The following is a 25,651-nucleotide window of genomic DNA, read 5'->3' as shown; positions in this document are numbered from 1 at the left end:
GCAATGGCTGATGGCAGCCGGCCTGGTCACGCTGGCTGTCCCACAATTTGCGTGCAGCGGGGAGTCGCCCGCACTCCCCGAGCGGGACGAGCTCCGCGAGGAGCTCGAGCGTCGCCTCTCGGACGCGGCGGCGGCCGGGTTCTCCGGGTCGGTGCTGGTCACGGTCGACGGGGCCGAGGTGCTCGCGAGCGGCTACGGCTTGGCGGATCGAGACAACAACATCCCCAACGTCGCCGGCACGGCGTACGACTTCGGCTCCGTGATGAAGGACCTGACCGCGACGGCCATCTTCAAGCTCGAAGGCGACGGCGCGCTCGCGGTCACCGACTCGCTCGCGACCCTCTTCGATGACGTGCCGGCCGACAAGGCCGAGATCACGCTCGTCCAGATCCTCCAGCACCGCGCCGGGTTCGATGAGTACCATGACACGGAGGGTGACTTCGAGCCGATGACGCGGCTCGAAGCGCGCCAGCGGATCTTCGCGCAGGAGCTGCTGTTCGAGCCGGGGAGCGACGAGCAATACTCGAACTCCGGCTACACGCTGCTCGCCGACGTCGTGGAGACCGTCTCGGGGCGAGCGTTCACGGACTACGTGCGTGACGAGCTCTTCGCTCCCGCCCACATGCGACAGAGCGGGTTCTTCGGTGACCCGATCTGGGAGCAGGTCGACACCGCGATCGGATACGACGCCTCGACGTTCGGTGAGAACGACCCCGCCGGATGGCCGTACACCTGGTCGCTCGTCGGCAATGGCGGGCTTGTGACGACCGTCTCCGACCTCGAGCGCTGGCTGGTCGCCGTCTGGAAGGGGGAGGTGCTCGGTCCGGCCGCATTCGCGTCGTACGAGACGCATTACCTCTCGGGCGGCGCCCACGACCTCGAGGGCAAGACGGTCTACGCCGCGGCCGGCGCCGGGGACTATGGCCTCGGAGGGGTCGCGGTCGACTGCCCGGCGGCGAACACGCGCGTGATCCTCGGGACGAACACCTACGATGTGTTTGACATCGAGGGCTTCGGGGTCGAGCTCGGGAAGCTGGTCCTCTCGGCCGAGAGAGGCGAGCTCAGTCGGGCAGAGTGATGCCGACGGTGTTCTCCAGGAGCCGCTGGCGGACCTCGCGCGCGCGATCGCGCGAGACGGGCACGCGGAGACTTGGACCGACCTCGAGGATCAGCTCCCCGTCGAGCCGGCCGAGCCCGCGCACGTACGCCGGGGCGACGAGCCAGTTGCGGTGCACGCGAAGGACACGGTCGCCCAGCGTGGCCCCGAGCGCGTTGAGCGAGAGGTCCACCGAGAACACGCCGTCCACGTGGTGGAGATAGGTGAGCCGCTCCGCCGCCTGAAATGCCAGCATGCCGTCGAGGTCCAGGAAGACCAGGCGGTCGTCTCTTCGCGCGACCAGTCGCGGCTTTCCCGCGCTCGGGGACGGCGCCCGGCGTCGCTCGAGGAGCCGCGCCACACACGTGGTGACGCGGTCGAGCGTGAACGGCTTGAGGAGATAGTCGACCGCACCCATCTCGAACCCATCGAGCGCGTGGTGCGCCAGAGCGGTGGCGAGCACCACCGCCGGCGGGCTCGCGCGATCCGAGAGGGAGCGGGCGAAGTCGAGGCCCGACGTGTCTCCAGGGCGATCGACGAGCCGGATATCGACGAAGACGGCGTCGATGCCGAGGTCGATGCGATCGAGCGCCTCTCGAGCCGCCTCGACGTTCGTCACCGCGGCGATGTACCCGAAGCTCCCTGTATCGCGCAGCAGCTCGACGAGGAAGTTGCGCGCCGGCCACTCGTCCTCGACGACGAGAGCGGAGAGCTGCTTCATGCGGTCCTCCTGGGCAGCGTGACCTCCAGGCGCGTCCGGCCGGGCCTCGAGTCGATGCGCAGCGACGCGTCGGCCGACTCCAGCGCGACGCGGCGCCGCACCAGCGCGAGCCCCCGCCCCTCCGGCGGGACAGCGCCCAGGTCGAAGCCGGGGCCCTCGTCCTCGACGGCGCAGCGCAGGTGTCCTGCCTCCCCGGTGATCTGCAGGACGACGCGGCCGCGCTCCCGCCGGCGCAGCGCGCCGTGGTGCACCGCGTTCTCCAGCAGGGGCTGGAGCAGCAGCACCGGGAGCACGCAGTCGTCCACCGAGGCGTCGACGTCCCATTCGAAGGCGAGCCGCCCGAAGTGCCGGGACTCCAGGATGCGCGCGAAGCCCCGCAGCCAGCTCACCTCCTCGCGGACCGTGTGATGGGATCGCCGCGATCCCTGCATGATGTCCCGCAGCAGGTCGCCGAGCGTCGCGATCAGGGCGCGAGCCTCGGCCGGCTCTTCGGTCACCAGGCCGGCGATCGTGTTGAGCGTGTTCAGCACGAAGTGAGGCTCGAGCGCGGCGCGGATGTGCGCGAGCTCGACCTCCTGGCGCAGCGCGCGCCGCTCGCTCTCGAGCCTCCGCTCGGCGCCGATCTGTCGAGGCAGCTCGATCAGGAGCGCCCAGAAGCCGAACAAGGCGTCGCCGTCGAAGAAGCCCACGACGGCGGTGGCCACGAGCGGCCGCCGCGGTCCCTCTGGAAACACCTCGGGCAGCGCCGTGGCGACCAGGAAGAAGGAGGTGGTGGCGATGGAGCTGGCGATCCCGGCGGTGAACGCGAGCACGACGAGCTGACGCCAGATCGGCGCGCGCCGCGGTTCGATGCGGCGCGCCACCAGCGTGAGCGCGCCGAGGACCGCGGCGACCCACGCCGCCGTGCCCAGCCCGCGCCAGGGCTCGAAGCTTCCATGGTCGATCCAGTCGAGGAGCCAGAGCACGGCCGTGGTGATCACCACGGCCTCGCCGACGTGGGCCTTTCCCTGGCTTGCGGGCTCCTGCGTCACCCGTTCAAAATTAGCAGCGCCGGGCCCCCGTGTCGGTGAAGCCGCCTCCGCGCGGTCGCGCCGAGCGTGTCGCGCGTCGTCCCTCTCGCGTAGACTCGGGCCCCCGATGCTCCTCACGCTCACCACCACGCACCGGCCGGCGACCGACCTCGGTTACCTGCTCGTCAAGAACCCTGCGAACACGCAGTCGTTCCCGCTGTCGTTCGGCAAGGCGCACGTGTTCTATCCGGAGGCGACCGAGGAGCGGTGCACCGCCGCGCTGCTGCTCGACGTCGACCCCGTGGACCTCGTGCGCGGGCGCGGCGCGGGCGAGCCCGGGACGCTCGCGCAGTACGTGAACGACCGGCCCTACGTCGCCTCGTCGTTCCTCTCCGTGGCGATCGCGCAGGTCTTCGGCTCGGCGCTCGGCGGCAAGTGCCGCGACCGCCCGGAGCTCGCGGACGCGCCGATCCCCCTCTCCGCCACCATCGAGGCCCTGCCGTGCCGCGGCGGAGAGGCGCTGCTCCGGCGGCTCTTCGAGCCGCTCGGCTACGAGATCGCGGCCGAGCGCCTCCCGCTCGACGAGGCGTTCCCGGAGTGGGGCCAGAGCGCCTACCTGCGCGTCTCGCTCGCGAGGACGTGCCGGCTCAGGGAGCTGCTCGCGCACCTCTACGTGCTCGTGCCCGTGCTCGACGACAAGAAGCACTACTACGTGGGCGACGCCGAGGTCGACAACCTCCTCGCCAAGGGCAAGGGGTGGCTCTCGGAGCACCCGGAGCGCGAGGCGATCGCGCTCCGCTACCTGAAGCACAGCCGGCCGCTCTTCCGGGCCGCGCTCGCGCGGCTCGTGGCCGACGACGAGGCGAGCCCCGAGGAGGCCGAGGACGAGAAGGCCGCGCCCGAGCACCGGGGCGAGGCGCGGATGAGCCTCGACGAGGCGCGGCGCGAGGCCGTCGTCGCGGCGCTCCGCCGCGCCGAGGCGAGGAGCGTGCTCGACCTCGGCTGCGGCGAGGGCAAGCTGCTGAAGCGCCTCGTCGACGAGCGCGTCTTCGAGCGCGTCGCGGGCGCGGACGTCTCCATGCGCAGCCTCGAGATCGCGAAGAACCGGCTGCGCCTCGACGACCTGCCCGACAAGCAGCGGCGGCGCATCCAGCTCTTCCAGGCGTCGGTCACCTACCGCGACGCGCGCTTCTCGGGCTACGACGCCGCGACGCTCGTCGAGGTCATCGAGCACGTCGACCTCTCGCGGCTCGGCGCGCTCACGCGCAGCGTCTTCGAGCACGCGCGGCCGCGCGTCGTCCTCGTGACCACCCCGAACGCCGAGTACAACGCGCTGTTCGAGGGGCTGCCGCGCGGCGCGCTCCGCCACGGCGACCACCGCTTCGAGTGGACGCGGGCCGAGTTCCACGCCTTCTGCGAGGGGGTCGCGGCCGCGCACGGCTACGCCGTCGAGCACCTGCCCATCGGCCCGATGGATCCCTCGCTCGGCGCGCCGACGCAGATGGCGATCTTCACGCGCGAGGGCGGCGCGAACGGCGCCGGCGGTACAACCAGCACCAACGGCGCGGGCAGCGCAGAGGCGCCGTCCGGCGGCGGCGCGGGCGGCGCCCTCGCGCAGGCGACGGAGGTGGCGTCGTGAGCGAGCAGGCCCCCCTCATCGTCCCTTCCCTCTCGCTCGTCGTGCTCGTCGGCGCGTCCGGCTCCGGCAAGAGCACGTTCGCGAGGGCGCATTTCAAGCCGACCGAGATCCTCTCGTCCGATCACTACCGCGGCGTCGTGTCCGACGACGAGAACGACCAGGCCGCCAGCGCGGCCGCCTTCGAGGTCCTGCACTTCATCGCGGGCAAGCGGCTCGCGTCGGGGCGGCTCGCAGTGGTCGACGCGACCAACGTGCAGGCGGACGCGCGCAGGCCGCTCGTCGCGCTCGCGCGCGAGCACCACGTGCTGCCGGTGGCCATCGTGCTCGACATGCCGGAGAAGCTCTGCCACGCGCGCAACGCCGGCCGGCCGGACCGGCAGTTCGGCCCGCACGTCGTGCGGGGCCAGAGCCGCGAGCTGCGCCGCTCGCTCAAGGAGCTCCGGCGCGAGGGCTTCCGCTACGTGCACGTGCTCTCCTCGCCCGAGGAGGTCGCGGCGGCCACGATCGAGCGGCAGCGCCTGTGGACCGATCGCCGCGACGAGCGCGGGCCGTTCGACATCATCGGCGACGTCCACGGCTGCTTCGACGAGCTGGTCGAGCTGCTCGAGGCGCTCGGCTACAAGCTGGAGGGGCTGCCGGACGCGCCGCGCGTGTCGCCCCCCGAGGGCCGGCGCGCCATCTTCCTCGGCGACCTCGTGGACCGCGGGCCGCGCTCGCCGGACGTGCTGCGCCTCGCGATGGCGATGGTCGCGTCGGGCGCCGCGCTCTGCGTGCCCGGCAACCACGACGTGAAGCTGCTGAAGAAGCTGCGCGGGCGCGACGTGAAGCCGACGCACGGGCTCGAGCGGACGCTCGAGCAGCTCGAGGCGGAGACGGACGCGTTCAAGGCGAAGGCGGCGGACTTCATCGACGGGCTCGTCAGCCACTACGTGCTCGACGACGGCAACCTCGCTGTCGCGCACGCGGGGGTGAAGGAGGCGTTCCAGGGCCGGGGCTCGGGCGCGGTGCGCGAGTTCTGCCTGTACGGCGAGACGACGGGCGAGACCGACGAGTACGGCCTGCCCGTGCGGTACAACTGGGCCTCGGAGTACCGCGGCAAGGCGATGGTGGTCTACGGCCACACGCCGACGACGGTGGCCGAGTGGGAGAACCGCACGATCTGCATCGACACGGGCTGCGTGTTCGGCGGCGCGCTCACGGCGCTGCGCTACCCGGAGCGCGAGCTCGTCGAGGTCAAGGCGCGCCGCGTGTACTACGAGCCCGCGAAGCCGCTCGCGCCGCTCGCGGGCGAGCCGAAGGCCGAGCCGCGCGGGCAGGCCTACGACGTGCTCGACATCGACGACGTGCGCGGCCGGCGCGCGATCCGGACGCGGGTGCACGGCATGGTGACGATCCGCGAGGAGAACGCGGCGGCGGCGCTCGAGGCGATGAGCCGCTTCGCCGTGGATCCCCGGTGGCTCATCTACCTGCCGCCGACGATGTCGCCGAGCGAGACGGCGAAGGACGGGGGCCTTCTCGAGCACCCGCGCGAGGCGTTCGCGTACTTCCGGCAGAACGGCGTGGGCCGCGTCGTCTGCGAGGAGAAGCACATGGGGTCGCGCGCGGTGCTCACCGTGTGCCGCGACGAGGCCGCGCGGCGGCGGAGGTTCCGCCTCGACGAGGGGCCGCTCGGCGTGTGCACGACGCGCACGGGCAGGCCGTTCTTCTCGGACGAGGCGCGGAGCCGGGAGCTCATCGACCGGGTGCGGGCGGCGATGGATCGGGCGGATCTGTGGGCCGAGCTGCGCACGGACTGGGTCTGCCTCGACGCGGAGCTCCTGCCCTGGTCGGCGAAGGCGCAGGATCTCCTGCGCGGCCAGTACGCCGCCGTGGGCTCGTCGGGCCGCGCGTCGCTCGACGCGGCGGTGCGGGCGCTCACGATGACCGCCGCGCGCGACCAGAGCGCGCGGGAGCTGCTCGAGCGGCACGCGGCCCGGAAGGCGGCGATGGACGGGTACGTGGCGGCCTACCGGCGTTACTGCTGGCCGGTGCGGTCGCTCTCGGACCTCCGGCTGGCGCCGTTCCACCTGCTCGCGAGCGAGGGCGCGGTGCACGCGGCGCGGGACCACGGCTTCCACCTGCGGCAGCTCGCGCGGCTCGCCGAGGTCGATCCGGCGTTCTTCGTGGAGACCCCGCATCGCGTGGTCGACCTCTCGGACCCGCAGAGCGAGGCGCAGGCGGTGGCCTTCTGGACGGAGATGGTCGAGCGCGGCGGCGAGGGCATGGTGGTCAAGTCATGGGAGTGGGTGGTCCGCGGCCCGCGCGGGCTCGTCCAGCCGGCGATCAAGTGCCGCGGGCCGGAGTACCTGCGCATCATCTACGGGCCGGAGTACCTGGCGCCGCAGCACCTCGCGCGGCTGCGGAGCCGCAGCGTGTCGTCGAAGCGCGCGCTCGCGCTGCGGGAGTACGCGCTCGGCCTGGAGGCGCTCCACCGCTTCGTGGAGGGGGAGCCGCTGCATCGCGTGCACGAGTGTGTGTTCGGGGTGCTGGCGCTGGAGAGCGAGCCGGTCGATCCGCGGCTGTGACGGGCGGCTGAGCGTCGCCGTGGCCAGACGTCTGGCCGTCCATGGACAGACGTCTGGCCGTCGAGCTAGGCGGCGCCAACCCGCGAGACGCAGCGAGCAATCGAGACTGAGCCCCAGCTCAGCAAGCTAGCAAAGCGCTTACATTCTCTCCTGAAAACGGCGGGACGGGCCGCAAGCAACCCACGCAAGTGCACGTTGGAACCGCAGAGGAGACAGAGCTCTTTTGCGGAAGCTTGTGGGAAGTCCCTACCCTGCCGGCACAATGAAACCGCCAAGGCGCCACGAGACGCCAAGATGATTGTTGTTTTCTTGGCGTCTCGTGGTGTCTTGGCGGTTCAAAAACTCACCGCGCGCGCCGCGGCGGGATAGGGCCCGCGGGGCGCGGGCCCGCTTCGTCACGGCGACAGCGTCACGGACTTCGCGTCGAGCGCGACCTCGTAGTAGCCGTGCGGATCCCAGCTCAGCGGAACGCCGTTCTGCTTGAGCGTGCCGCCGGTGACCGTCACGCGCAGGTACTTGCCCGGCGGGAAGTTGGCGGGGAGCTGCCACGTGTAGGTCGTCGCGCCGCCTGACGTCGAGGTGGCGGCGGAGGAGACCGCCTTCTGGCCGCGCCAGTAAGCGCCGACGTTGACCACGCTGTCGAGCCACATGTCGCCGAGCGCCTTCGAGTGCTTGACGTGATCGACGAAGGCCTGCAGCCCTATGGGCTGATAAGCGCCGTCGGAGCCGCCGGTGAAGCCGTGCACAAGGACGGTGCGCCACTTCCTGGCGTCCCGCGCGCTCGTTACCTGCTGGTCCAGCACCGTCGTGGAGGCGCCGGTCGGCGGGATGTAGCAGGGCAGCGTGAACGGATCGGTCGAGTCGTTCGGGCCGATGAGGTTGTTGGCCACCCCCCGGTTGATGAGGAAGCGCGTCCTGGCGATGTTCGAGTACACGGACGAGCCGTTCGGAGCCGCCATCGTCCACACCTTGGTGCCGAACCTGCTCTCGATGAACTGCGTCGCGGCGTCCGTATCGGCGCCGCTGTCGTTGCTCGAGTGGCTCTTCGTGTGGTTGCCGAGCTCGTGCCCGTCGCGCAGCGCCCTTTGCCACACCGAATTGGTCGATTCGCTCTTGCCGGTCTGGAGGTAGAAGGTGAACGGAACGTCGAGCGCGTTCAGCGTGTCGTAGTTCTGGATCTGGCTCGAGTTCGAGTCGTCGAACGTGTACGACACGGCGCCCGTGAAGCCGGCCCAGTTGATGACCCTGAACCCGCCGGCCGCGCCGGACGGCTTCGCCACATTGCTGGGTCCGGGCGGCGTCGGAAGGCCGGAATTGACCACTGGGCCTCCACCGCTGCCGCCCGCGCCTCCGCCGCCCGAGCCCCCGCTGCCGCCCGCGCCGCCTCCGCCAGAGCTGGCCGAGGAGCTGCTGCTGGAGCTGCTCGTAGCGCTGCTAGAGCTGCTCGAAGCGCTGCTGCTGGAGCTCACCGACGTCGAACCTCCGTTCCCGTTGCCGTTGACCGATGTGATCGAGGGCTTCCCTGTGCCGTTCGCGCAGAACCCCCAGGTCGTCGACGCTCCGGCTCCCGTCGACGCTCCTGCGCCCGTCGACGCTCCTGCTGCCAGCGAGCCGTTGTAGCTCTCGTTGGTGGCGTTCAGCTGCCCGTTCGACTGCGTGATCCGCGCGTTCCACGAGTTGGCCAGCGTCGCTCCGTTGAGCCCGATCGAGAGGCCCCAGGACGTGCTCGGCCTGGAGCTCGTGTTCTTCACGGTCACGTTCGCGCAGTACCCCGTCGGCCACTGCGACTGGTACGACAGCTCCGCAGACATCGTCGAGTCCGGGCTGAGCAGCTCGCCCTCCAGAGACAGGATCTCTTCTTCGTCCGGAGACGCGGCGATGCAGGCAGCAAGGCAGCAAGCGACCGAAACCGAGCCGAAGCTCAGCAAGCTAGCAAAGCGCATGATTTTTCTCCCGAAAGCGGCCGAAAGGCCGCAAGCAAGTTCCGTAAGATGCCACGCCGACGCGCCGCGCGCAAAGCATATGACACGGCGCGCTCAACCTACCTTTGTCGTGGCCCGTTTCATGGTCCCCCAGATTCCAACTTCCGGTTTCCCATTCACGACGCCCGACCAGCGACCCTTCGATCACACCACGCACCGAGTCAAGAACAACTGCTCTCTCAGGCCCGCGACGAATCAATACCATGTTGTGGTTCAATGTAACGAAGCAGTATGGGCCACACCGGCGAGCCCACGGCCATCAGTGGCAACAAAACTATTCATCGACGCGATCTGCCGACATCGCGTCTCCCATGGACGCCCGGGCTCCATGAAGAGAAGTTATTTGAACCACAGGTGCAGATGGCCGTGTTGAACGGCTCGGCGGTCTCGCCCCCGTTCGCCATCATCGTCGGGAGGTTCCACGGGTCCGAGTTGTCGTTCGGGCCGACCGTCCCGCCCTGGACGCCGCGGTTCAGGAAGAACCGCGACTTCGCCGGCTCGTTCCAGCCCGCGTCGCCGAGGGGAGAGGCCATCGTCCAGACGTCGCTCTGCCCCTCATTGTATTGGCATTTTCGAGCAGAAAAAAAGTTGAACAGGGAGGCGGGGAGACGGGGAGGTTGGTGGGATTTCACTCCCCTCCTCCCCGCCTCCCTGTTCAATTTTCCGGAAATTCGAGGGAGGTTTCAGTTCTACGGGCTCATTTGCCTGACGGCTGAGCCCGTATCCCGCGAATCTGCGAGGAGCGGGAGGCGGCGGACGGCGCGCGAGCAGCGCTCCGTCCGCCGGGAGATCGCCGTCAAGCCGCGCGATCGAGCTCGTCCCAGAGGCGCACGTCGCTGCGCTCTTTCAGGAAGATCCCGCCGACGACGACGGTGATGAGCGCCACCGCGATCGGGTAGAGGAGCCCCGCGTAGATGTTGCCCGTCGCGACCGTCACCGACGAGGCGATGAGCGGCAAGAGCCCGCCGAACACGCCGTTGCCGACGTGGTACGGGATCGAGAGCGACGTGTAACGCACCTTCGCCGGGAAGGCCTCGACGAGGTAGGCCGCGATCGGGCCGTAGACCATCGTGACGAACAGCACGAGCACGAACACGAGCGCGGTGAGCACGACCGGGTTGTCCGCGTTCTGCTTCATCGCCCAGAACACGGGGAAGAAGCCGATCGCGCCGCACAGGTTGCCCGCGAGCATGATCTTCTTCCGGCCGATGCGATCGGAGAGCGCGCCGAAGAACACGAAGAACGGCATGCCGAGGGCGAGCGCGGTGGCGATCACGATCGTGGCCGTGATGAACGGGACCTTGAGCGTGTTCTGCAGGAAGTAGAGGGCATAGAACTGCCCCGTGTACCAGACCACGCCCTGGCCGGCCGTGGCGCCGAAGAGGGCGATCAGGATGACCTTCCAGTTGCGCTTGTTGCCGAGGCTGTCCTTGATGGGAGCGGTCGACGTCTTCCCCTCGGCCTTGAGCTTGCTGAAGATCGGCGACTCCTTGAGGCGGGAACGCACGTAGAAGGACACGCCGACGAGGAGGACCGACAGGAGGAACGGGATGCGCCAGCCCCAGTCCTTGAATGCCTCCTCGCCCACGAGGAGGCGGGTGCTGAGGATGACCGCCAGCGAGACGAACAGACCGAGCGTCGCCGTGATCTGGATGAACGAGGTGTAGAAGCCGCGCTTCTCGTCGGGTGAGTGCTCGGCGACGTACACCGCCGCGCCGCCGTACTCGCCGCCGAGCGCGAGGCCCTGGACGAGGCGGATCAGGACGAGCGCGATCGGGGCGAGGAGCCCGATCTTCTCGTACGTCGGCAAGAAGCCGATGAGCGCCGTCGCGCCGCCCATGAGCAGCAGGGTCACGAGGAACGCGTACTTCCGACCAACGATATCGCCGATGCGCCCGAACACGAGCGCGCCGAACGGGCGGACGACGAAGCCCGTGGCGAACGTGCCGAGCGTCAAGAGGAAGCTCGCCGTCGGGTTGTCCTTCGGGAAGAAGTGGGTCGAGATGATCGCGGCGAGACTCCCGAAGATATAGAAGTCGTACCACTCGATCATCGTACCGCCAGCGGACGCGAAGATGACCTTCCAGAGCGTGGAGCTGCTGACCACCTCACGCTCGGCCGCGGGGGCCGGGGTCGTGGGCGTCACGGCGAAGGTTTGGGGAGACGTCTGTGCCATGAGAACGGTTCCTCGGAGGAGTTCCAGCGCTCGTCGAGAGGGCCGGAGACGGGCTTGGAGGCGCGCCGAGCGGAAAGAGGCAGCCAGGGTGTTCTTCATGGCTCCTCCTCCCCCGCACGCGAGGGAGGAGGAGGGGCCGGGCAGCGCGTGGGTCGATGCCCTGTCACCCCCGGCTCGCAGAATGCTGCTCTCTTTGATCTCAATACCACGCAAGCAGACTTGAGAATACCTGTTCGTCCACGGGGCAAGCACGTTGGCGGGCTCGTTCGGCCACGTCTCGTTACGATCGGTAACACCCGACGTCCCGCGCCGACCGCTTCACCCCGCGCCCGCGAGCGGAAGCCGGACGACGACCGTCGTCCCCCGCCCCACCGCGCTCCGCAGCGAGAGGGTCCCGCCGTGGTCCTCGACGATCGAGCGCGAGAGCGGCAAGCCGAGCCCCGTGCCGCTCGGGTCGCGCTTCGTCGTCACGAACGGCTCCAGGACAGCGGCGAGCAGCTCCTCGGGGATGCCGCTGCCGTGGTCCTCGACCTCAACGACGATCTGGCCCGCCTCGATCCACCCTCGGACGGCGATGAGCGCGCCGGCCTCGGACGCGTCGCGAGCGTTCGCGAGCAGGTTGACGAAGACCTGGACGAGCTCGCGCCGGTCGCCGATGACGACGAGCGCCTCTGGGCAGGCCTGATCCACCCGGACGAGGGGCGCCGCTCGGTCGAGCCGGATGAGCCGCACGGCCTCGGCGACCACCTCGGCGAGCGCCACGCGCCCGACCCGCGCGCGCGCGCCCTCGCCGGGCTTCGGCACGGCGCCGGTGCGGCTGTGGTCGAGCAGGGAGCGCAGGATGGCCTCGATGCGCGCCGCCTCACCGAGGATGAGGCCCGCCCGCGCGCGGATCTCGTCGCTGTCGGACTCGGCGCGGAGGTTCTGCGCGAGGCAGGCGATGCCGGTGAGCGGGTTGCCGACCTCGTGAGCCACGCCGGCGGCGAGGCGGCCGAGCTGGGCGAGGCGGTCGCGGTGGGCGAGCTGCGCCTCGAGCGCGCGCTGCTCGGTGCGGTCCTCCACGAGGAGGACCACGCCCCCCGAGGCGGCGCGCGCGTCGAGCGGGTCGAGCGCGGCGCGGTGGACGCGCAGCGAGCGCGCGCGGCCGGCCACGTGCGCCTCGATCTCGTCCGCGCCGGCCTCGCCCGCGGAGGCGGCGCGGGCGGCGCGCGCGAACAGCTCCGCGAACGGGGCCGGCAGCCGGTCGAGCGGCGCCCCGACGAGGTCGCGCTCCTCGGCGCCGACGAGCGCCTCGAGGCGCCGGTTCACGAGGCTGATCGCGCCGTCGGAGCCCACGGCGCAGACGCCGAGGGGGAGCTGCGCGAGCACCGAGCGGAGCCAGCGCCGCAGGAGGTCGAGCTCCTTCGCCGCGCCGACGAACGTCGTCGTGGCCTCCCCGCGCGCGAGGCGCCGCTCCAGCCAGCGGAGCTCCTCGGTGAGCGCGCCGCTCGCCGCTCTGCCGCCGAGCGCCCCGGGGGCGGCCTGCGCGTCCGCCTCCGCGACGGTCCTCGCGAGCACCGGGCCGACGAGCGGCGACAGGTTGCGGTGCAGGCGCTCCTGCAGCGCGTGGAGCTCCGTGGCCCGCGTCTCGTCGCGCGGGATGTCGAGCTCGATCCGGGCGCGCGTGACCTCGAGCGCGGCCGCCTCGCGGCCGAGCAGCCGCGCGAGCCGCTCCTCCAGCGCGCCGACGCTCGAGGCCACGGTCGCGCGCTCGACCGACGGGCCGATCTCGCGGCGGGTGCACAGGCGCGCCGCCTCGCGCTCCTCCTCGGCCGGGGGGCGCAGGAGCGAGACGAGCCCGAGCGTGGCGCCGTTGACGGCGAGCGACACGAACGTGGGCAGCGACCACGTGTCCATGGCCGCCGCGGTCGCCCCGGGGTCGGCCTGGCCCGCGCCCTCGCGCAGGAGATCGAGCCACCCCGGGTCGAGGCCGGAGAGCTCGGGCAGGAAGGGCGCGAGGCAGGTGGCGGTCCACGTGCCGATGCCGGCGAGGAGCCCGGCGAGGAACCCGGCGCGCGTCGCGCGCTCCCAGAAGAGCGCGGCGAGCAGCCCCGGCAGGAACTGCGCGAAGGCGACGAACGACACGATGCCGCTCTCGACGAGCAGCCCGCGGTGCGGCTGCGCGCGGTGGAAGAGCCACCCGCCGGCGAGGATGACGATGAGGAGCCCGCGGCGGAGCCACAACACGCGCGCGTAGACGTTGCGGCGCAGCGTCCTCCGGGCGAGCGGCAGGAGCAGGTGCGAGGCGCTGGCGCTCGCGAGGGCGACGGCCGTGACCATGACCATGGCGCTCGCCGCGGAGATGCCGCCGATGAACGCGGCGAGCGCGAGCCAGCCCTGGCCGAGCAGCTGCGGCACGAGCAGCACGTAGCTGTCGGCGGGCTCGGCCGGCGCGAGGCGGGTCCCGGCCCAGAGCACAGGAAGGACGGGCAGGTTGAGCGCGAGCAGGAAGAGCGGGAAGGCCCAGGCCGCCCTGGCGAGCGCGCGGTCGCCGGTGCCGCCCGCGAACGCCATGTGCCACTGCCTCGGCAGCAGGAAGGCGGCGGCGAAGCTGATGACGAGCATCGACGTCCAGCCGCTGTCCTCGCGCACGGGGCGGCCGAGCGCCTCGACCTCGGCGGCGTGATCGCCGAGCCAGTCCGCGAGCCCGCCCGCCCCGCCGAAGACCCCGAGCACGGCGACGAGGCCCACGGCCGCGAGCACGGCGAGCTTCGCCGCCGACTCGAACGCGACCGCCGCCGCGAGGCCGTCCTCCCGCCCCTGCTCGGCGGCCGGGCGGGCGCCGAAGAACGCCGTGAAGAGCGTGAGCAGCGCCCAGAAGACGGCGCCCACGGCCTCCTCGTGTCCGGGCCCGGAGAGCACGCGGACCGACTGCTCGGTCGCGCGGAACTGCTGCGCGATGTAGGGCACGCTGGCGACGACGGAGAAGGCGGCGACGACCGCCCCCGCCGCGGGGCTCTGGAAGCGGAAGGCGAAGAGGTCGGCGAGCGAGGAGAGGCGCTGCTCGCGCGTGATGCGCAGGACGCGCGACCAGAGGAGCGGGGTGGCGATGCACGCGAGCGTCGGGCCGAGGTAGACCGCGAGGAAGACGAGGCCGTGGCGCTGCGCGAAGCCGACGCCGCCGTAGTAGGTCCACGACGAGGCGTAGACGCCGAGCGACAGGGCGAGGACGAGCGGGTGGCGCGCGAGCGCGCGGGGGATCCGCTCGCGCTGCGCGGCGAGCGCGATCGCGGCGAGCACGGCGAGCCAGGCCACCGTGGCGAAGAGGAGGACACCGACGTCGATCACGGCGGCCCTCGATCACCGGCGCCGGGCGCCGGGTCGCCGCGCTCGCGCTCGCGCTCGCCGCGGGCGAGATCGCCGCTCGGCAGGTCGCCGCGGTCGCCACGGTCGGAGCGCGTCGCGAGCACGGCGAGCGCGATCAGCGCGGCCCAGACCGCGAAGACCGCGGCCACCGCGAGCAGGCCTCGAGCCCAGAGCAGCCGCGCCGGCGACACGAGCAGCACCGTGCCCAGCAGCATGAGCACGAGCGCGCGATCCGCCGCGCCGGCATCCGCGCCGTGTCCTCCGGTCATGCGAAGAGGCTACTCAGGGCTGCCGCTGCTGAACATGCGCGGGCTCACAACGCAACGCATCATGACGATGGCTGATGGGTGTGACGAGCCGGCGCTCACCCGCTCTCGGCCACGATCCCTGCGAGCAGGTTGCGCGCGTGGGCGATCACGCCCTCGTCGCCGGACTCGACGCCCCACTTCGCCGCGATCGCGGGGAACGCCGCCCAGCGCTCGCAGGCGTGGGCCGCGAGGCCCGGCCACGTCGCGCCGCCGGCCGCCTCGAAGCGCGCGATGCACGCGTCGAGCGCGGCCTTGCCGAAGGCGCCGACGAAGAGCGCGAAGTCGACCGAGGGATCGCCGATGTGGGCCTCGGTCCAGTCCAGGATCCCCGTGAGCCGGCCGCCCTCGTCGAGGAGCATGTGGCCGGGGTGGAGATCGCCGTGCACGAGGGCGAGGTGGCGCGGCCAGATCGCGTCGTTCTCGAGCCAGCGCTGCCACCGGGCCCACAGCGCGTCCGGCGGCGCCAGCGCGGCGCGCGTCGCGTCCATGGCCCGCGCGTGCAGCTGGCGCGCGTCGTCGATGGACTTCACGGGCACGCCGGCCGAGCGGGCCGCCCCCGCGTCGATGCGCTGGAGCGCCGCGAGGGCCTCTGCCATCGACGCGATGAACACCTCGGACGGCGCCGCCGGATCGACGCGGCTCCAGCGCGGGCCCGCCTCGGGATCGAAGGAGACGGCGGGCACGTCGCCGAGGCGCGGATAGGCGATCACGTGCTCGGTGTGCACGCGCCAGTCCGGCACGGCCACCGGCAAGCGCGGGCCTACCAGGGCCAGCACGCGGGCCTCGACGCGGGCCGACGCGACCTCCGCGAGGCGGCGCGGCGTGCGCACGACCCACGGCACGCCCTCCTCATCGTGGGCGTGCACGACGAGAAAGGCGAGCCCGCTCCGATCGAAGTCGGCGTGGGACGTGGCGAGACGGAGCCCCTCGCGGCGCGCCGCATCGAGGAGCGCGCCGACGGAGTCGATGGGCGCAAAGGAGGAAGAAGCGGTGGGAGAACCGGTGGAGGTGTCTTGGCGTTCGGTCATGATCGCGAGCCTCTGGGCGCGCCGCCGGCAGGGCGGCGCGCGTGAAGGGGGGAAGACTCGCGGCGCGAGCTCACGACCGATGCGCGTGGCGTGCTCCATCCAGGCTCCCGGGCGTGAGTCGACGCGCCCCGGTCTTCCACGTTTCGAGCGAACTCGGAGGAAGACAGGGCACGGACTGGCACCCACGCGCTCGCCGCGTGCCCCGGCGGCGCCGGGGCCAGCGGGAGGACGAGGATGCCAGACTCAGCGGAACCGGATGGAATGCACGGACGGAGAATCTCATGCGGCGCCCCGCGCGGCAACGTCGTCTTCGCCCGCGAGGTCGAGGAGGCGCGCGAGGACGACCTCGAGCCACCCCACCGTGCGCCCGGCGCGCCCGCTGCCGCGCGCCGCGGGCTCCCCGGCCAGGAGCGCCCGCGCGCCGTTGGCGATGCCGCCGGGCCGGCGGCGCAGGTGCCGCGCGCAGAGGTCGCGCAGGTCGAGGGAGGGCGGGCGCCCGAGGCCCTCCTGCGCGAGCAGGTCCAGGGTGAAGGTGCCCCAGGCGCCCAGCACGCCGCCCGGGCCGACGAACGCGCGGAACCGGGTCAGGGCGGCGCTCGCGTCCTCGCCGCCCCGCAGGCGGTCCTCGGGCACCTCGAGCTGGTGCGCGACGCTCGGGCCCAGCGGCCGCCGCGGGCGGAGGAACGCCTCGAAGCGCTCGCCCGGCGCGCGGCAGGCCACGAGGTGCACGAGCTCGGACGTCGGCTCGGCCGCGCCCGCGCCCGCCGGCCACCCGGAGCTGGCCCCGCCGTCGACGAGCACCACCCTCGCCGGCTCGGCGAGGTAGGGGCGCAGCGGCGCGAGCGGCGAGGCCGGCGGCGCGCGCCGCCGTCGCGGGGCGTTGTTCCTCGCCTGGTGCTCGATCTGCCGGTCGACCATGAACGTGAAGGCCCGGAGCATCTCGTCGAAGCGCGCGGCCTCGCCCTCGAGCGCGCCGAGCGCGCTGGCCACCGCCTCGACCGTGGCGAGGCACTCGGGCCGGGGCTCCTTGCGGATGCGGTAGTTGCCCGGCGCGCGGGGCGTCACGCCGATGCGCCGCACCGAGGCCAGGCGCGGGTTCAGCGCGAGCATCTTCCTCGCCTGCCACCACGTGCCGTCGACCACGATGAGCGAGCGCACCGGCGCCCCGCCCGCCGCGGGCGCGTCGCCCCCGGGGAAGAGCAAGGCCGTGGTCGGATCGCTCGCGAGGGCGGCGATCCGGGCGTCGTCCTCGAAGACCACCCCCTCGTGCAGCTCGGAGTTGGGCAGCGCCAGGTGGGCCATGCGCGCCGTGCCGATGCCAACCTTCCGCTCGCGCGGGTGCTGGAGGAGCACGACCCGGGTCCTCGTCGGCAAGGAGGGCAGGAGCGCGCAATAGCAGACCGGACGGGGGCGCCGGCAGCGCCAGCAGACGTCGCGCATGGGAGGCACCCTAGTACGACAGCCGCACCTCGATATAGGTCAGATGGGACCCAGGATCCGCCCATGGATCCGGGAGCAAGCGAGCTGCCGGCCGCGCTCGCGTGGGACACGCTGGCAATACCCTGATGGGTTCGCCAAGACCGTGAAGGGCTGGATGGCTCTGAGCGCCGCGACGGTGTGTCCCGCGCGCGTGCGGCGAGCCGCAGCGCACGCTCCCCTCCCAGCTCATCGCGCACTCCCCTCTCCGGCTGGTTCACGGTGAGATTGAATCGTCTTCGAGCGGGTGCCCGGGCGGGAGGGTGGCGCTCGAGGACGCGGCCTACCAGGACCGGCTGCGCTGCGCGGCTTCTGGTGCGCGTGACACAACCGCCCGTCGTGGCGTAGCGTCGGCGCATGGGCCAGATTTGGGTCGAAGCACCGGACGACCGCGTGCTGATCTTGACGGACGAGGTGGCCCCGACGCACGGAGGGCGACACGTCACGATCACGATCAACCAGGGAGGTGCGCACGTCGCAACGTTGCGCGGGGTGCGCTCCGAGCAGGGTGGAATGCCGACCATCTACCTCCCAGGGGGGCAGCTCGGGGCGCTGGATCAGATCCTCCGGGGGCCTCTCGACAATCTGGTAATGCAGGTGAGCTCGGGCGAGGGGCATACGCCGTCCGCCGCCGCGGACCCGTTCCGGGTGGTCGAGGTGGTCTTCCGGAGCGACGACCTCGACGAGCCCTCCGTCAAGGCCGGGGGCGAGAGCGCGATCGACGGCGATTCGGACTTACCGAGCGCCCTGCTCGACGCGCTCTCCGAGATGGAAGTCGGCCCCTCGGGGAGCGGCTTGCCCGTCGATCTGGGGTTCATCAACGAGCTGAACCCGTTGATGCTCCCGACCAGCGACGCCCCCCCTTTCCTCGAGAGCTGGGGTGTCGGCGCTCCTGTGACGACGATCACGACGACGACGACCACCACCACCACGATCACCCTCACGGACCACGCATCGGACGCTCCGGCGGACGACGCACCGCCCGGCGAAACAAGCGCCGAACAGGTAGAAACGATCCTGGTCGTCGATCTCGGGGGCGAGGCCCTGCCCGAGCAGGACGACATGAAGATCGGCGTCGAGATTGAGGGGATCGGCAACCTGAACATCACCTGGAGCCCCGAAAGCGAGCGGCCCAAAGTCGGCAGCATGAGCTCCGCGGAGTTCAAGGCGTTCATCGCGAGGCTCAAGCGGATGAAGCTCATTCGGTCGAGCGACCTCACCGAGACGAGGGGGGTTTATCTGAGCCCGGAGGAGGTGAGCAGCCGCTCCTCCGCCGGGAGGAATCACCCCGCGGAGCTGGTCTCGTCGCCGCACCCGCTGAACGCCGAGGATCTCCTCGCCCTCTGGAAGTCCGTGAGGACGGCGCTCTTCAGCGCGTCCCCGCCACCGGGTTTCTGGGACCGGAGGACCCGGTTCGACAATGCGACCCTGAGCACCCGATGGGGAAAGAACCGGACGTTCACCCAGGTGGCCGGCAGCCTCCAGACGACGATCGGCGTCAGCGTGGCGAAGCTGCTCGGGGACGACCAGGCGGCGAGGGACGCGGTCGTCGATCTGCTGATCGCGCCGGGACCGGAGCGGGAACACACAAAGGCGCTGCTGAGCGCCGCGGTGACGGGGCAGCAGTTCCTGTCCCAGAAACATGCGCCGATGGCCAGCGGCGGCGATCCCACGAAGGTGCAGGGCCTCCGCCTCGCGCTGTTCATGTCCCTCATCGATCAGGCCGTGTCGTCGCGGGCCATCCTCGTCGCAAACTGGGAGAAGGAGGCGCTCGGCGCTCATTTCAAAGGGTATTCGTCGTTCGCGGCGTGCGGCCTGGGGCAGGGGGACCTCTGGGCCAGCGCCCCGGCAACGCTCCGGGCCGGTTTGATCGAGGAGATGACGCGCGAAGGGCCCGACTGGCTGAGTGTGGCCCTCGCGAGCCTGCGCCTCGCCGACATCGGGAGGCCGGGCCTGTCGATGCAGGTCAAATACGAGAACGCGCCCGCGATACCGTGCTTCTTCAACAGCGAGGGCGAGCTGTGCACCGTCGTGGAGAGCCGCCAGAAAGAAGCGCCGTTGAACCAGCGCATGGCGGCGCTGCTGAACACGAAAGAAGAGGGGAACAGCAAGACCGCGGTGCGCGGGTTCCTGGCGGACGTCGGAAGAATCGTCGGCGCTACGACGCAGGCCACGACGTCATCGAACCAGGCCACGACGTCGTCGAGCCGGACCACGACGACCTCCGCGAGCCGGACCACGACGACCTCCGCGAGCCGGACCACGACGACCTCCGCGAGCCGGACCACGACGGGTGGGGTGACGCGAACCTCGTCGACTGCCTCGACCACCGGCCGCACCCCGCCGGCAGGCCGCGGCGCGACAACAGCGCCCCGTGGGTCGTCCCACGTGCCTTCGAGCGGCGGCGGGCGCGCCATCGGCATTCCCGGAGGTCGCTCGAGCGGCGTCTCCGGCCCGCAGGGGCGAGGGCGTGGGGCCTCCCGGAGCTCGTCCCTCCGAGGCGGTCCGCGTGGGTCGAAGAAGTAGGGACGCGCCCTGGGTCGCTACGCCCCCGTCTCACCCTCCAGCGCCACCGCGACGTCAGGGACGAGCCCGCTCGCGCCGATCCCTCGCCCGTTCGGCAATACCACGCCCGCGAGCTCGGCCCGGAGCCCGTCTTGCCCCGCGATGAGCGTTTGCCCGGAGCCTTTGCCATAGGTCGCCTCCCCGACGAGCAGCGCGCGCCCGTGCGCCTGGAGGCACCCCGCGAACAGCTCGCTCGCGGACGCCGTACCGCGATCCACGAGCACGACGAGCGAATGCCGGTGCGGCGCGCCGGGACGCGCGCGGCGGACGACCTCGTCGCCGTCCTCGTCACGAAGGGTGCAGAGCGGCGTCCCGGGCTCGAGAAAATCCCCCGCGAGCTCCAGCGCCGCGCCCGCGTCGCCCCCCGGGTTGCCCCGGAGATCGAGGAGGAGCGCCGCCGCCCCTCGCCCGGTGAGATCACGCAGAAGGGTATGGACGCGCGCCGGGACGTCGCGCGTGAAGAGGCGGATATCGAGATAGCCAGTCCGCTCGTCCAGCAGTTGGCCGCTCACCGGCCCCTCGCCGCGCGCGGCCGGCGCGAGCGCCCGCGCGAGGCGCGCGGCCTCCTCCACGGGAGAGCCCCTTCCGGCGCCACCCGGCGCGCGCATGGCGAAGACGTTGGTGGCGCTGGGGACGGCGATCAGCCCCGCCGGGGCGTTGAAGTTGTTCCCCGCGGTGAGCGACGAGAGCGTGGCCGCGGGCAGGAAGTTGAAGAACACGTTGACGAACGACGTCGTGACCACCGCCGCGCCCTTGATCGTCGGGTGCATGACCCCGGGCTCGTCGCCGGTCGTCACCGGGATGACGGAGCTCACGGTCAGCGTCGGCATCATCGCCGTGAGCACGTTCGCCGCGAACACCGAGGCCATGGCGTTGAAGCCCAGGTTCACGTAGGGGATCGGCGCGCCGACCGGCGGGGTGGCGCAGACGTCGGGCGCGGCGATGAACACGCCGGCGCCGCGGTTCGCGATGGGGAGCATGGCGGCTTGACCCAGGTATACCCGCCTGGCTCAACCCAGGTGGACCTCTCTGCCGTTGATCGTCACGGTCTCCTCCGTGACGATCGACGCGCGCTTCGCCTGCGTCACCGTCCCCTCGTCCACGACGGTGTGCGCCTGCCCGGCCCGCACGCTGAGCAGCTCGCTCACGCGCTGGTACAACGAAGTGAACTTCTGGACGGCGGCGCCCGCGATCACCTGGAGCTTGCCGGCGTGGATGGCCAGCTCCGGCGCGTGGAGCTCCACCCCGCGATCCCCGACGATGCGGACCGCCCCGCCCTCGGCGCGCACCTCGAGGTCCCCCTGGACGCGGAGCGCCGTCTTCCCGCTGCCGCGGAGCACCCCGATCGCGTAATGCTCGCCGTCCTTGCCGATCACCAGCAGCACGTCGCCGGCCGCGGGCTCGTAGGGGGCGGCGAGCGCGAGCGCCGCGCGCGCGGGCTCGCCGCCTCGGAGCTCGACGACGACCTCGTCGCCCTGGACCTCGACCACCTCCGCTGGACCCAGGAAATCTGCGGCCGCGGGCTCGATTCGGCGCTTCGCAACGGGGTTCATTCAGGCTCCTCCTTCGCAACGGGGTTCACTCAGGCTCCTCGTTCGGCGGCGACCACACCTCCGCCTCCAGCCGATCGAGATCGGTGCGGCGGGCGCCCCGGAGGCGCGCGCCCTTCCAGCTCGCCTCGGCGTCCCGGAGGCCGTGCAGGTTCGCGCCATCGAGGTCCGCGCCCTGGAAATCCGCGCCCGAGACGTCGGCGTGGGAGAGATCGGCCCTCGCGAGCCGCGCCTCGCGGAAGGACGCGCGGGCCGCGCGGGCGCGGCGCATCACCACGTCCCCGAGATCGGCGCCCGAGAGATCTGCGTGATCGAGGTCGGCCCGGGTGAACGTGGCCCGCCGGAGCCGCGCGTCCCGCGCCCGCGCGCCGGCCAGCGCGGCGTCGCCGAAGAACGCCTCCTTCGCGGTCGCGCCCGAGAGATCCGCGCGCGCGAGATCGGCTTCCATCAGGGTCGCGCGGGTCAGGACGGAGCTCCGGAGATCCGCGCCCCGCAGGTCGGCGCGGGTGAAGTTGCTCCCGGTGAAATCGGCCTCGCGCAGATCCATCCCGGCGAGCTTCGCCTCGATGAAGCAACATTGCGTCATGGTCATGCCCGCGAGGCGCACGCCCTGGAGATCGGTCCCGGTGAGATCGACCCGATCGAAGACGGCCTTGTCGAGGATCACGCCGTCGAGCGCGGCGCCGCGCAGCAGCGTCTGGAGGAGGAGCGCGCGGGTGAGATCCGCACCGCGGAGGTTCGCGCCGTCGAGGATGGCCCGCTCGAGCCGGGCGCCCTGGAGGTCGGCGCCTTCGAGGTCGGCGTCCACGAGGAGGGTCATCTCGAGATCGGCCCCGGCGAGGCGCTGGCCGCGCAAGATGGCCCCCTGGAGGAGCGCGCGCCGGAGGTTCGCGCCCGTGAGCTCGGCGCCGGTGAGATCACACCCGGCGAGCATCGCCTGCTCCAGGTCGGCGCCGCGCAGGTTCGCGTTCCGCAGGTTGGTCCCGCGGAGCGAGGAGCCGGCGAGGTTCGCTCCGGCGAGCTCCACCCCGGCGAGGTCGTGCCCGTCGAGCTCGGAGGCCGCGAGGTCCGCGCCGGAGAGATCCGGGCGATCGAGCCGGGCCTCGTCGAGCACAGACCGCGTCATGCTCTTCGGGAGGATCGCGCCCCGGAGATCGGCCCGGACCAGGACGACCTTCTCGAGCGTCGCGCCCCCGAGATCCGCGCCGCCGAGCCGCGCGTCGTAGAACGTCGAGCCGGTGATCCGGGCGTCGCGGAGCAGGGCGCGGGTGAGATCGGCCTTGTTGAGCGACGCGCCCTGGATCACGGCGCCCGCGAGCTCCGCGCCCGGGAGCTTCGCGAAATCGAGGCGGATCCTGTCGAGCTTCGCGCCGGTGAGGCGCGCGCCGGTCAGATCGGCGCCGAGGAGCAGCGTGGCGGTGAGATCGGCGCCCGCGAGATCGGCGCCCGCGAGGTTCGCCCGGAGGAGCTTCGCGCCGGAGAGGTTCGCGCCCCGGAGGCGGGCGCCGCGCAGGTCGGAGCCGGTGAACGTCGCGCCGCGCAGATCGCACCGATCGAGGCTCGCGCCGCGGAGCGGGCAGCGGAGCCATTGCGTGTCCTGCAGATCGCTGCCCGCGAGGTCCGCCTCGTCGAGGTGGATGTCCTTGAGCTTCGCGCCGCGGAGCCGCGCGCCCCCGAGCTGCTTCCCGCGGAGATCGAAGCGGGTGATCGTCTTGCCCGCGAACGGCTCGCCCGCGCGCAGCCGCCGCGCGAGGTCTTCCGGCGTCACGCGTCCTCCAGCGTGGAGCGCTTGAGGTTGGCGCCCTCGAAATCGCAGCCTGCCCCGGCGGCCTGCAGGAACTTCGATTCGTAGAGGTTCGCTCCCCGGAACGTCGCGCCGGTGAGCACCGCCTTGCCGAAATCGGCGCCGAAGAGGTCGCTCCGCGAGAGATCGGCGCCCTCGAGCGAGGCGCGCCGGAAGCGGGCCTCCGCGAGGCTCGCGCCGGAGAAGCGCGCCCGCGGCGCGCTCGCCCCGGTGAAATGGGCGCCGGGCAGGGCGGCGCGGCGCACGTCCGCGTCCGCGAGCGAGGCGCCGAGCCACACGGTGAGCTCACCGCGCGCGCGAACGAGGCGCGCGCCGCGCAGGTCCGCCCCGGCCAGGCTCGACCGCGTGAGCTCCGCGCCCGACAGGTCGACGCCCTCTGCGCTCGCCTTCGAGAGCTGACACCGGAGGAGGCGCGCGCCGCGCAGGCTCGCGCGGCGGAGCACGGCGCCCTCCAGGATGCACCGCTCGAAATGGGCCGTGTCGGCCTCGGCGCCGGAGAGATCGACGCCCGGCCAGACGCACCGCTCCCCCTTCGCGCCGGAGAGGACGGCGCGCTCCAGACAGGCGCCGTCGAAGACCGATTGATGGAGCGTCGCACCCGCGAAAATCGCGCCCTTCGCGTTTGCGCCGCTCGCATTCGCGCCGGTGAGATCCGCGCCCGTGAGGTCCGCGCCCGTGAGGTCCGCCTGCGCGAGGGTCGCGTGCGCGAGGCGCGCCCCGGCGAGGCGAGCGCCCGCGAGGTTCGCCCTCGTGAGGAGGGCCCCCGTGAAATTCGCGCCGGTGAGATCGGCGCCGCGCAGATCCTTCCCGGAGAGATCTTGCCCCGAGAGATCCCGGCCGGGCCCCGGCTCCTCCGGCGCCGCCGGCTCGCCGCCGAGGGCGAGCGCGGCGAAGCGGGGATCGGCGAGGATCTCGTCGATCACGTCGAGCCCCGGGAGCGCGGTCGCCCCCTTCGCCTTCTCCTTTTCGCGCAGCGCGACGAGCTTGCCGAGCCGGGACCTCAGCGCACCGAGGATCCGCGCGTCGCGCAGCGGCGCTTCGGGCGACGGCGGAGCGATCGGAGGGCGGGGAGCCTGGAGCGCGGCCTCGATCGCGCCCACCGCGTCGACGCCGCGCCTCGCCGCGGCGGCGTCGATGCGCGCGACGGCCTCGGCCACCCACCGCTGCTGCTCCGCCGCGAAGCCGCCCAGCCTCTCGCGCAGGAGCTCGGAGAGCGGATCGGCGGCCTCGGGCTCGGGCGCGCCCTCGCCGTCCAAGAAGGGCAGCCGCGCCTCTTCACGGAGCCCGTCGGGCAGGCTGCCCGCGACGGGATCGCGCTCGAACGCGCCGACGATCGACCGGTAATGCGCCTCGGGGAGCGGCGGCTCGCCGAGCGGCTCCGAGGCGAGGAGCACCGTGCGGACGTCGTCGAGGTCGTCCTCCGCGACCGGATCGACGCCGCGCCAGGTGAGCACGAGGCGCCCGGCGTCGAGATCCGCGAAGAGGGTATCGAGGCTCATCTTCACCTCGCGGAAGCGCGACGACGTGTCGTTGACGAAGGCGCGGATTCGCAGGCACGGCAGCCGGGCTCCGAACACCGGCGCCTCCGGGTGGAGGTTCTGAAACACGAGCTCTTCGTCGCCGCGCAGGTAGGGGACCTGCTGGTCCGGCGGCGCCGCATTGAAATGAGCCCAGTCGAAATCTTCAGAATGGTAAGGGAACCGCGCCGCGCGGTACGACCGGCCGTAGGCGGTCCCGAGCTTCCCGCTGCGCTGCGGCCATGCGGGCGCGATCGGCCCGAACCCCGCGGGCGCCGGCCGATCGCCGCGAGAGCGCACCGGCTCGCCGGGCGCCTCGACGTTGGGGAGCTCCTCGGCCCCGAGCCCCGCGCCCACCGGGTTCGGCGCATGGCCGGGGCCGCCGAAGGCGTGCGCATAATCGATCGGCATCTGAGAAAAAGGCACCGGGGCGGACGGGAACGCGCCGAGCAGATCGTCCACCCAGACGCGCCGGCCGACGATACGCAGGTGTTTGGACCAGCTTCCGACCGCGAAGCGCACCGGGCACTCGGGGACGGGCTTCCCGCCGGGAGGGTGGCAGGTCGCGCGCAGGAGCAGGTCCGCCTTCGGCTTGAAATCGGCGAAATCGCCTGGATACAGGCACTCGCCGGCGCGCGCCTCGTCCTCTGCGCGGTAGACCTCCGCGGAGAGCGCGCCCTGCGCGAGCGCCGGCACCCCTTCGAGGAGCTGAAGGGGCCTGCCCGGCGCGAGCGTGAACGTCCCCCGCACGATCAGCGTCAGCTCCGGCCGCGGGGGGCGCCGCGAGGTGACCTTGAACCCGAAAGGGAGCGGGGTGAGGTTCTTGATCTTCATGTGTCGGCGGGGCGGACGGGCGGCGTGGCGCTCCTC

General features: G+C 72.1%; 17 protein-coding genes. 4 read left to right on the top strand and 13 right to left on the bottom strand.

Features of this window, described 5'->3' with window-relative positions; genetic code table 11:
- Positions 1–10: 10 nt before the first annotated feature.
- Entirely contained in the window at positions 11–1,078 is a 1,068-nt protein-coding gene (locus WMF22_RS15045) for a serine hydrolase domain-containing protein (protein ID WP_438036186.1), read from the top strand.
- On the opposite strand, the gene WMF22_RS15040 is transcribed toward WMF22_RS15045, so the two are convergent.
- Together WMF22_RS15040 and WMF22_RS15035 are read right to left on the bottom strand one after the other, a co-directional pair.
- Positions 1,062–1,817 (bottom strand): LytR/AlgR family response regulator transcription factor, encoded by a 756-nt coding sequence (locus tag WMF22_RS15040; protein WP_438036185.1) that lies wholly within the window; start codon positions 1,815–1,817, stop codon positions 1,062–1,064. The two genes, WMF22_RS15045 and WMF22_RS15040, sit on opposite strands and share 17 nt — an antisense overlap.
- The gene (locus WMF22_RS15035) at positions 1,814–2,848 is read right to left on the bottom strand and encodes a sensor histidine kinase (RefSeq protein ID WP_438036184.1); all 1,035 of its coding nucleotides are present in this window, start codon (positions 2,846–2,848) and stop codon (positions 1,814–1,816) included. Before WMF22_RS15035 ends, WMF22_RS15040 begins: the two co-directional genes overlap by 4 nt.
- A gap of 106 nt (positions 2,849–2,954) precedes the next feature.
- Between WMF22_RS15035 and WMF22_RS15030 the strand changes: the two genes are divergently transcribed.
- Together WMF22_RS15030 and WMF22_RS15025 are read left to right on the top strand one after the other, a co-directional pair.
- A complete protein-coding gene (locus WMF22_RS15030; RefSeq protein WP_438036183.1) occupies positions 2,955–4,466 on the top strand; it encodes a 3' terminal RNA ribose 2'-O-methyltransferase Hen1 in 1,512 nt (503 codons plus the stop codon).
- The gene (locus WMF22_RS15025) at positions 4,463–7,030 is read left to right on the top strand and encodes a polynucleotide kinase-phosphatase (RefSeq protein ID WP_438036182.1); all 2,568 of its coding nucleotides are present in this window, start codon (positions 4,463–4,465) and stop codon (positions 7,028–7,030) included. The genes WMF22_RS15030 and WMF22_RS15025 overlap by 4 nt, the downstream gene beginning before the upstream one ends.
- A 395-nt stretch (positions 7,031–7,425) precedes the next feature.
- Here WMF22_RS15025 and WMF22_RS15020 read toward each other — a convergent pair whose 3' ends face one another.
- The 7 genes from WMF22_RS15020 to WMF22_RS14990 all read right to left on the bottom strand — a co-directional run bounded on the left by WMF22_RS15020 (position 7,426) and on the right by WMF22_RS14990 (position 17,309).
- Positions 7,426–8,973 (bottom strand): cellulose binding domain-containing protein, encoded by a 1,548-nt coding sequence (locus WMF22_RS15020; protein WP_438036181.1) that lies wholly within the window; start codon positions 8,971–8,973, stop codon positions 7,426–7,428.
- A 317-nt stretch (positions 8,974–9,290) separates the two neighbouring features.
- On the bottom strand, positions 9,291–9,545 hold the full coding sequence (locus WMF22_RS15015; protein ID WP_438036180.1) for a hypothetical protein: 255 nt from the start codon (positions 9,543–9,545) through the stop codon (positions 9,291–9,293).
- Positions 9,546–9,808: 263 nt separating this feature from the next.
- Positions 9,809–11,188 (bottom strand): MFS transporter, encoded by a 1,380-nt coding sequence (locus WMF22_RS15010; protein WP_437299768.1) that lies wholly within the window; start codon positions 11,186–11,188, stop codon positions 9,809–9,811.
- A gap of 318 nt (positions 11,189–11,506) precedes the next feature.
- A complete protein-coding gene (locus WMF22_RS15005) occupies positions 11,507–14,515 on the bottom strand; it encodes an ATP-binding protein (RefSeq protein ID WP_438036179.1) in 3,009 nt (1,002 codons plus the stop codon).
- The gene (locus WMF22_RS15000; RefSeq protein ID WP_437299766.1) at positions 14,512–14,802 is read right to left on the bottom strand and encodes a hypothetical protein; all 291 of its coding nucleotides are present in this window, start codon (positions 14,800–14,802) and stop codon (positions 14,512–14,514) included. Before WMF22_RS15000 ends, WMF22_RS15005 begins: the two co-directional genes overlap by 4 nt.
- Positions 14,803–14,897: 95 nt before the next feature.
- Positions 14,898–15,869, bottom strand: a complete 972-nt coding sequence (locus WMF22_RS14995) for a macrolide 2'-phosphotransferase (protein ID WP_438036178.1) — start codon at positions 15,867–15,869, stop codon at positions 14,898–14,900.
- A gap of 279 nt (positions 15,870–16,148) precedes the next feature.
- A complete protein-coding gene (locus tag WMF22_RS14990; protein WP_438036177.1) occupies positions 16,149–17,309 on the bottom strand; it encodes a DTW domain-containing protein in 1,161 nt (386 codons plus the stop codon).
- Positions 17,310–17,702: 393 nt separating this feature from the next.
- Between WMF22_RS14990 and WMF22_RS14985 the strand changes: the two genes are divergently transcribed.
- On the top strand, positions 17,703–19,871 hold the full coding sequence (locus tag WMF22_RS14985) for a hypothetical protein (RefSeq protein ID WP_438036176.1): 2,169 nt from the start codon (positions 17,703–17,705) through the stop codon (positions 19,869–19,871).
- A 17-nt stretch (positions 19,872–19,888) separates the two neighbouring features.
- Here the strand turns inward: WMF22_RS14985 and WMF22_RS14980 are convergent, their stop codons facing one another.
- From WMF22_RS14980 to WMF22_RS14965, 4 genes are read right to left on the bottom strand one after another with little or no spacing between them, the layout of a single operon-like run.
- Positions 19,889–20,890: a S41 family peptidase gene (locus WMF22_RS14980; RefSeq protein WP_438036175.1), complete on the bottom strand. Its 1,002-nt coding sequence runs from the start codon at positions 20,888–20,890 to the stop codon at positions 19,889–19,891.
- Positions 20,891–20,920: 30 nt separating this feature from the next.
- Entirely contained in the window at positions 20,921–21,463 is a 543-nt protein-coding gene (locus WMF22_RS14975) for a DUF3540 domain-containing protein (protein ID WP_012235353.1), read from the bottom strand.
- Between the two features lie 25 nt (positions 21,464–21,488).
- Positions 21,489–23,228, bottom strand: a complete 1,740-nt coding sequence (locus tag WMF22_RS14970; protein WP_438036174.1) for a pentapeptide repeat-containing protein — start codon at positions 23,226–23,228, stop codon at positions 21,489–21,491.
- Positions 23,225–25,615 (bottom strand): DUF2169 family type VI secretion system accessory protein, encoded by a 2,391-nt coding sequence (locus tag WMF22_RS14965; RefSeq protein ID WP_438036173.1) that lies wholly within the window; start codon positions 25,613–25,615, stop codon positions 23,225–23,227. Before WMF22_RS14965 ends, WMF22_RS14970 begins: the two co-directional genes overlap by 4 nt.
- Positions 25,616–25,651 lie beyond the last annotated feature (36 nt).

Source organism: Sorangium sp. So ce204 (assembly GCF_051526795.1).
Lineage (GTDB): Bacteria > Myxococcota_A > Polyangia > Polyangiales > Polyangiaceae > Sorangium > Sorangium cellulosum_B.
Note: the sequence above shows the minus strand (reverse complement) of the source record. Positions and strands in the feature narration are given on the sequence as shown.

Coding starts and splice junctions, on each gene's coding strand:
- WMF22_RS15045 (WP_438036186.1), top strand. CDS start 11: ATGGCAGCCGGCCTGGTCACGCTGGCTGTCCCACAATTTGCGTGCAGC.
- WMF22_RS15040 (WP_438036185.1), bottom strand. CDS start 1,817: ATGAAGCAGCTCTCCGCTCTCGTCGTCGAGGACGAGTGGCCGGCGCGC.
- WMF22_RS15030 (WP_438036183.1), top strand. CDS start 2,955: ATGCTCCTCACGCTCACCACCACGCACCGGCCGGCGACCGACCTCGGT.
- WMF22_RS15020 (WP_438036181.1), bottom strand. CDS start 8,973: ATGCGCTTTGCTAGCTTGCTGAGCTTCGGCTCGGTTTCGGTCGCTTGC.
- WMF22_RS15015 (WP_438036180.1), bottom strand. CDS start 9,545: ATGGCCTCTCCCCTCGGCGACGCGGGCTGGAACGAGCCGGCGAAGTCG.
- WMF22_RS15010 (WP_437299768.1), bottom strand. CDS start 11,188: ATGGCACAGACGTCTCCCCAAACCTTCGCCGTGACGCCCACGACCCCG.
- WMF22_RS15000 (WP_437299766.1), bottom strand. CDS start 14,802: ATGACCGGAGGACACGGCGCGGATGCCGGCGCGGCGGATCGCGCGCTC.
- WMF22_RS14995 (WP_438036178.1), bottom strand. CDS start 15,869: ATGACCGAACGCCAAGACACCTCCACCGGTTCTCCCACCGCTTCTTCC.
- WMF22_RS14990 (WP_438036177.1), bottom strand. CDS start 17,309: ATGCGCGACGTCTGCTGGCGCTGCCGGCGCCCCCGTCCGGTCTGCTAT.
- WMF22_RS14985 (WP_438036176.1), top strand. CDS start 17,703: ATGGGCCAGATTTGGGTCGAAGCACCGGACGACCGCGTGCTGATCTTG.
- WMF22_RS14980 (WP_438036175.1), bottom strand. CDS start 20,890: ATGCTCCCCATCGCGAACCGCGGCGCCGGCGTGTTCATCGCCGCGCCC.
- WMF22_RS14975 (WP_012235353.1), bottom strand. CDS start 21,463: ATGAACCCCGTTGCGAAGCGCCGAATCGAGCCCGCGGCCGCAGATTTC.
- WMF22_RS14965 (WP_438036173.1), bottom strand. CDS start 25,615: ATGAAGATCAAGAACCTCACCCCGCTCCCTTTCGGGTTCAAGGTCACC.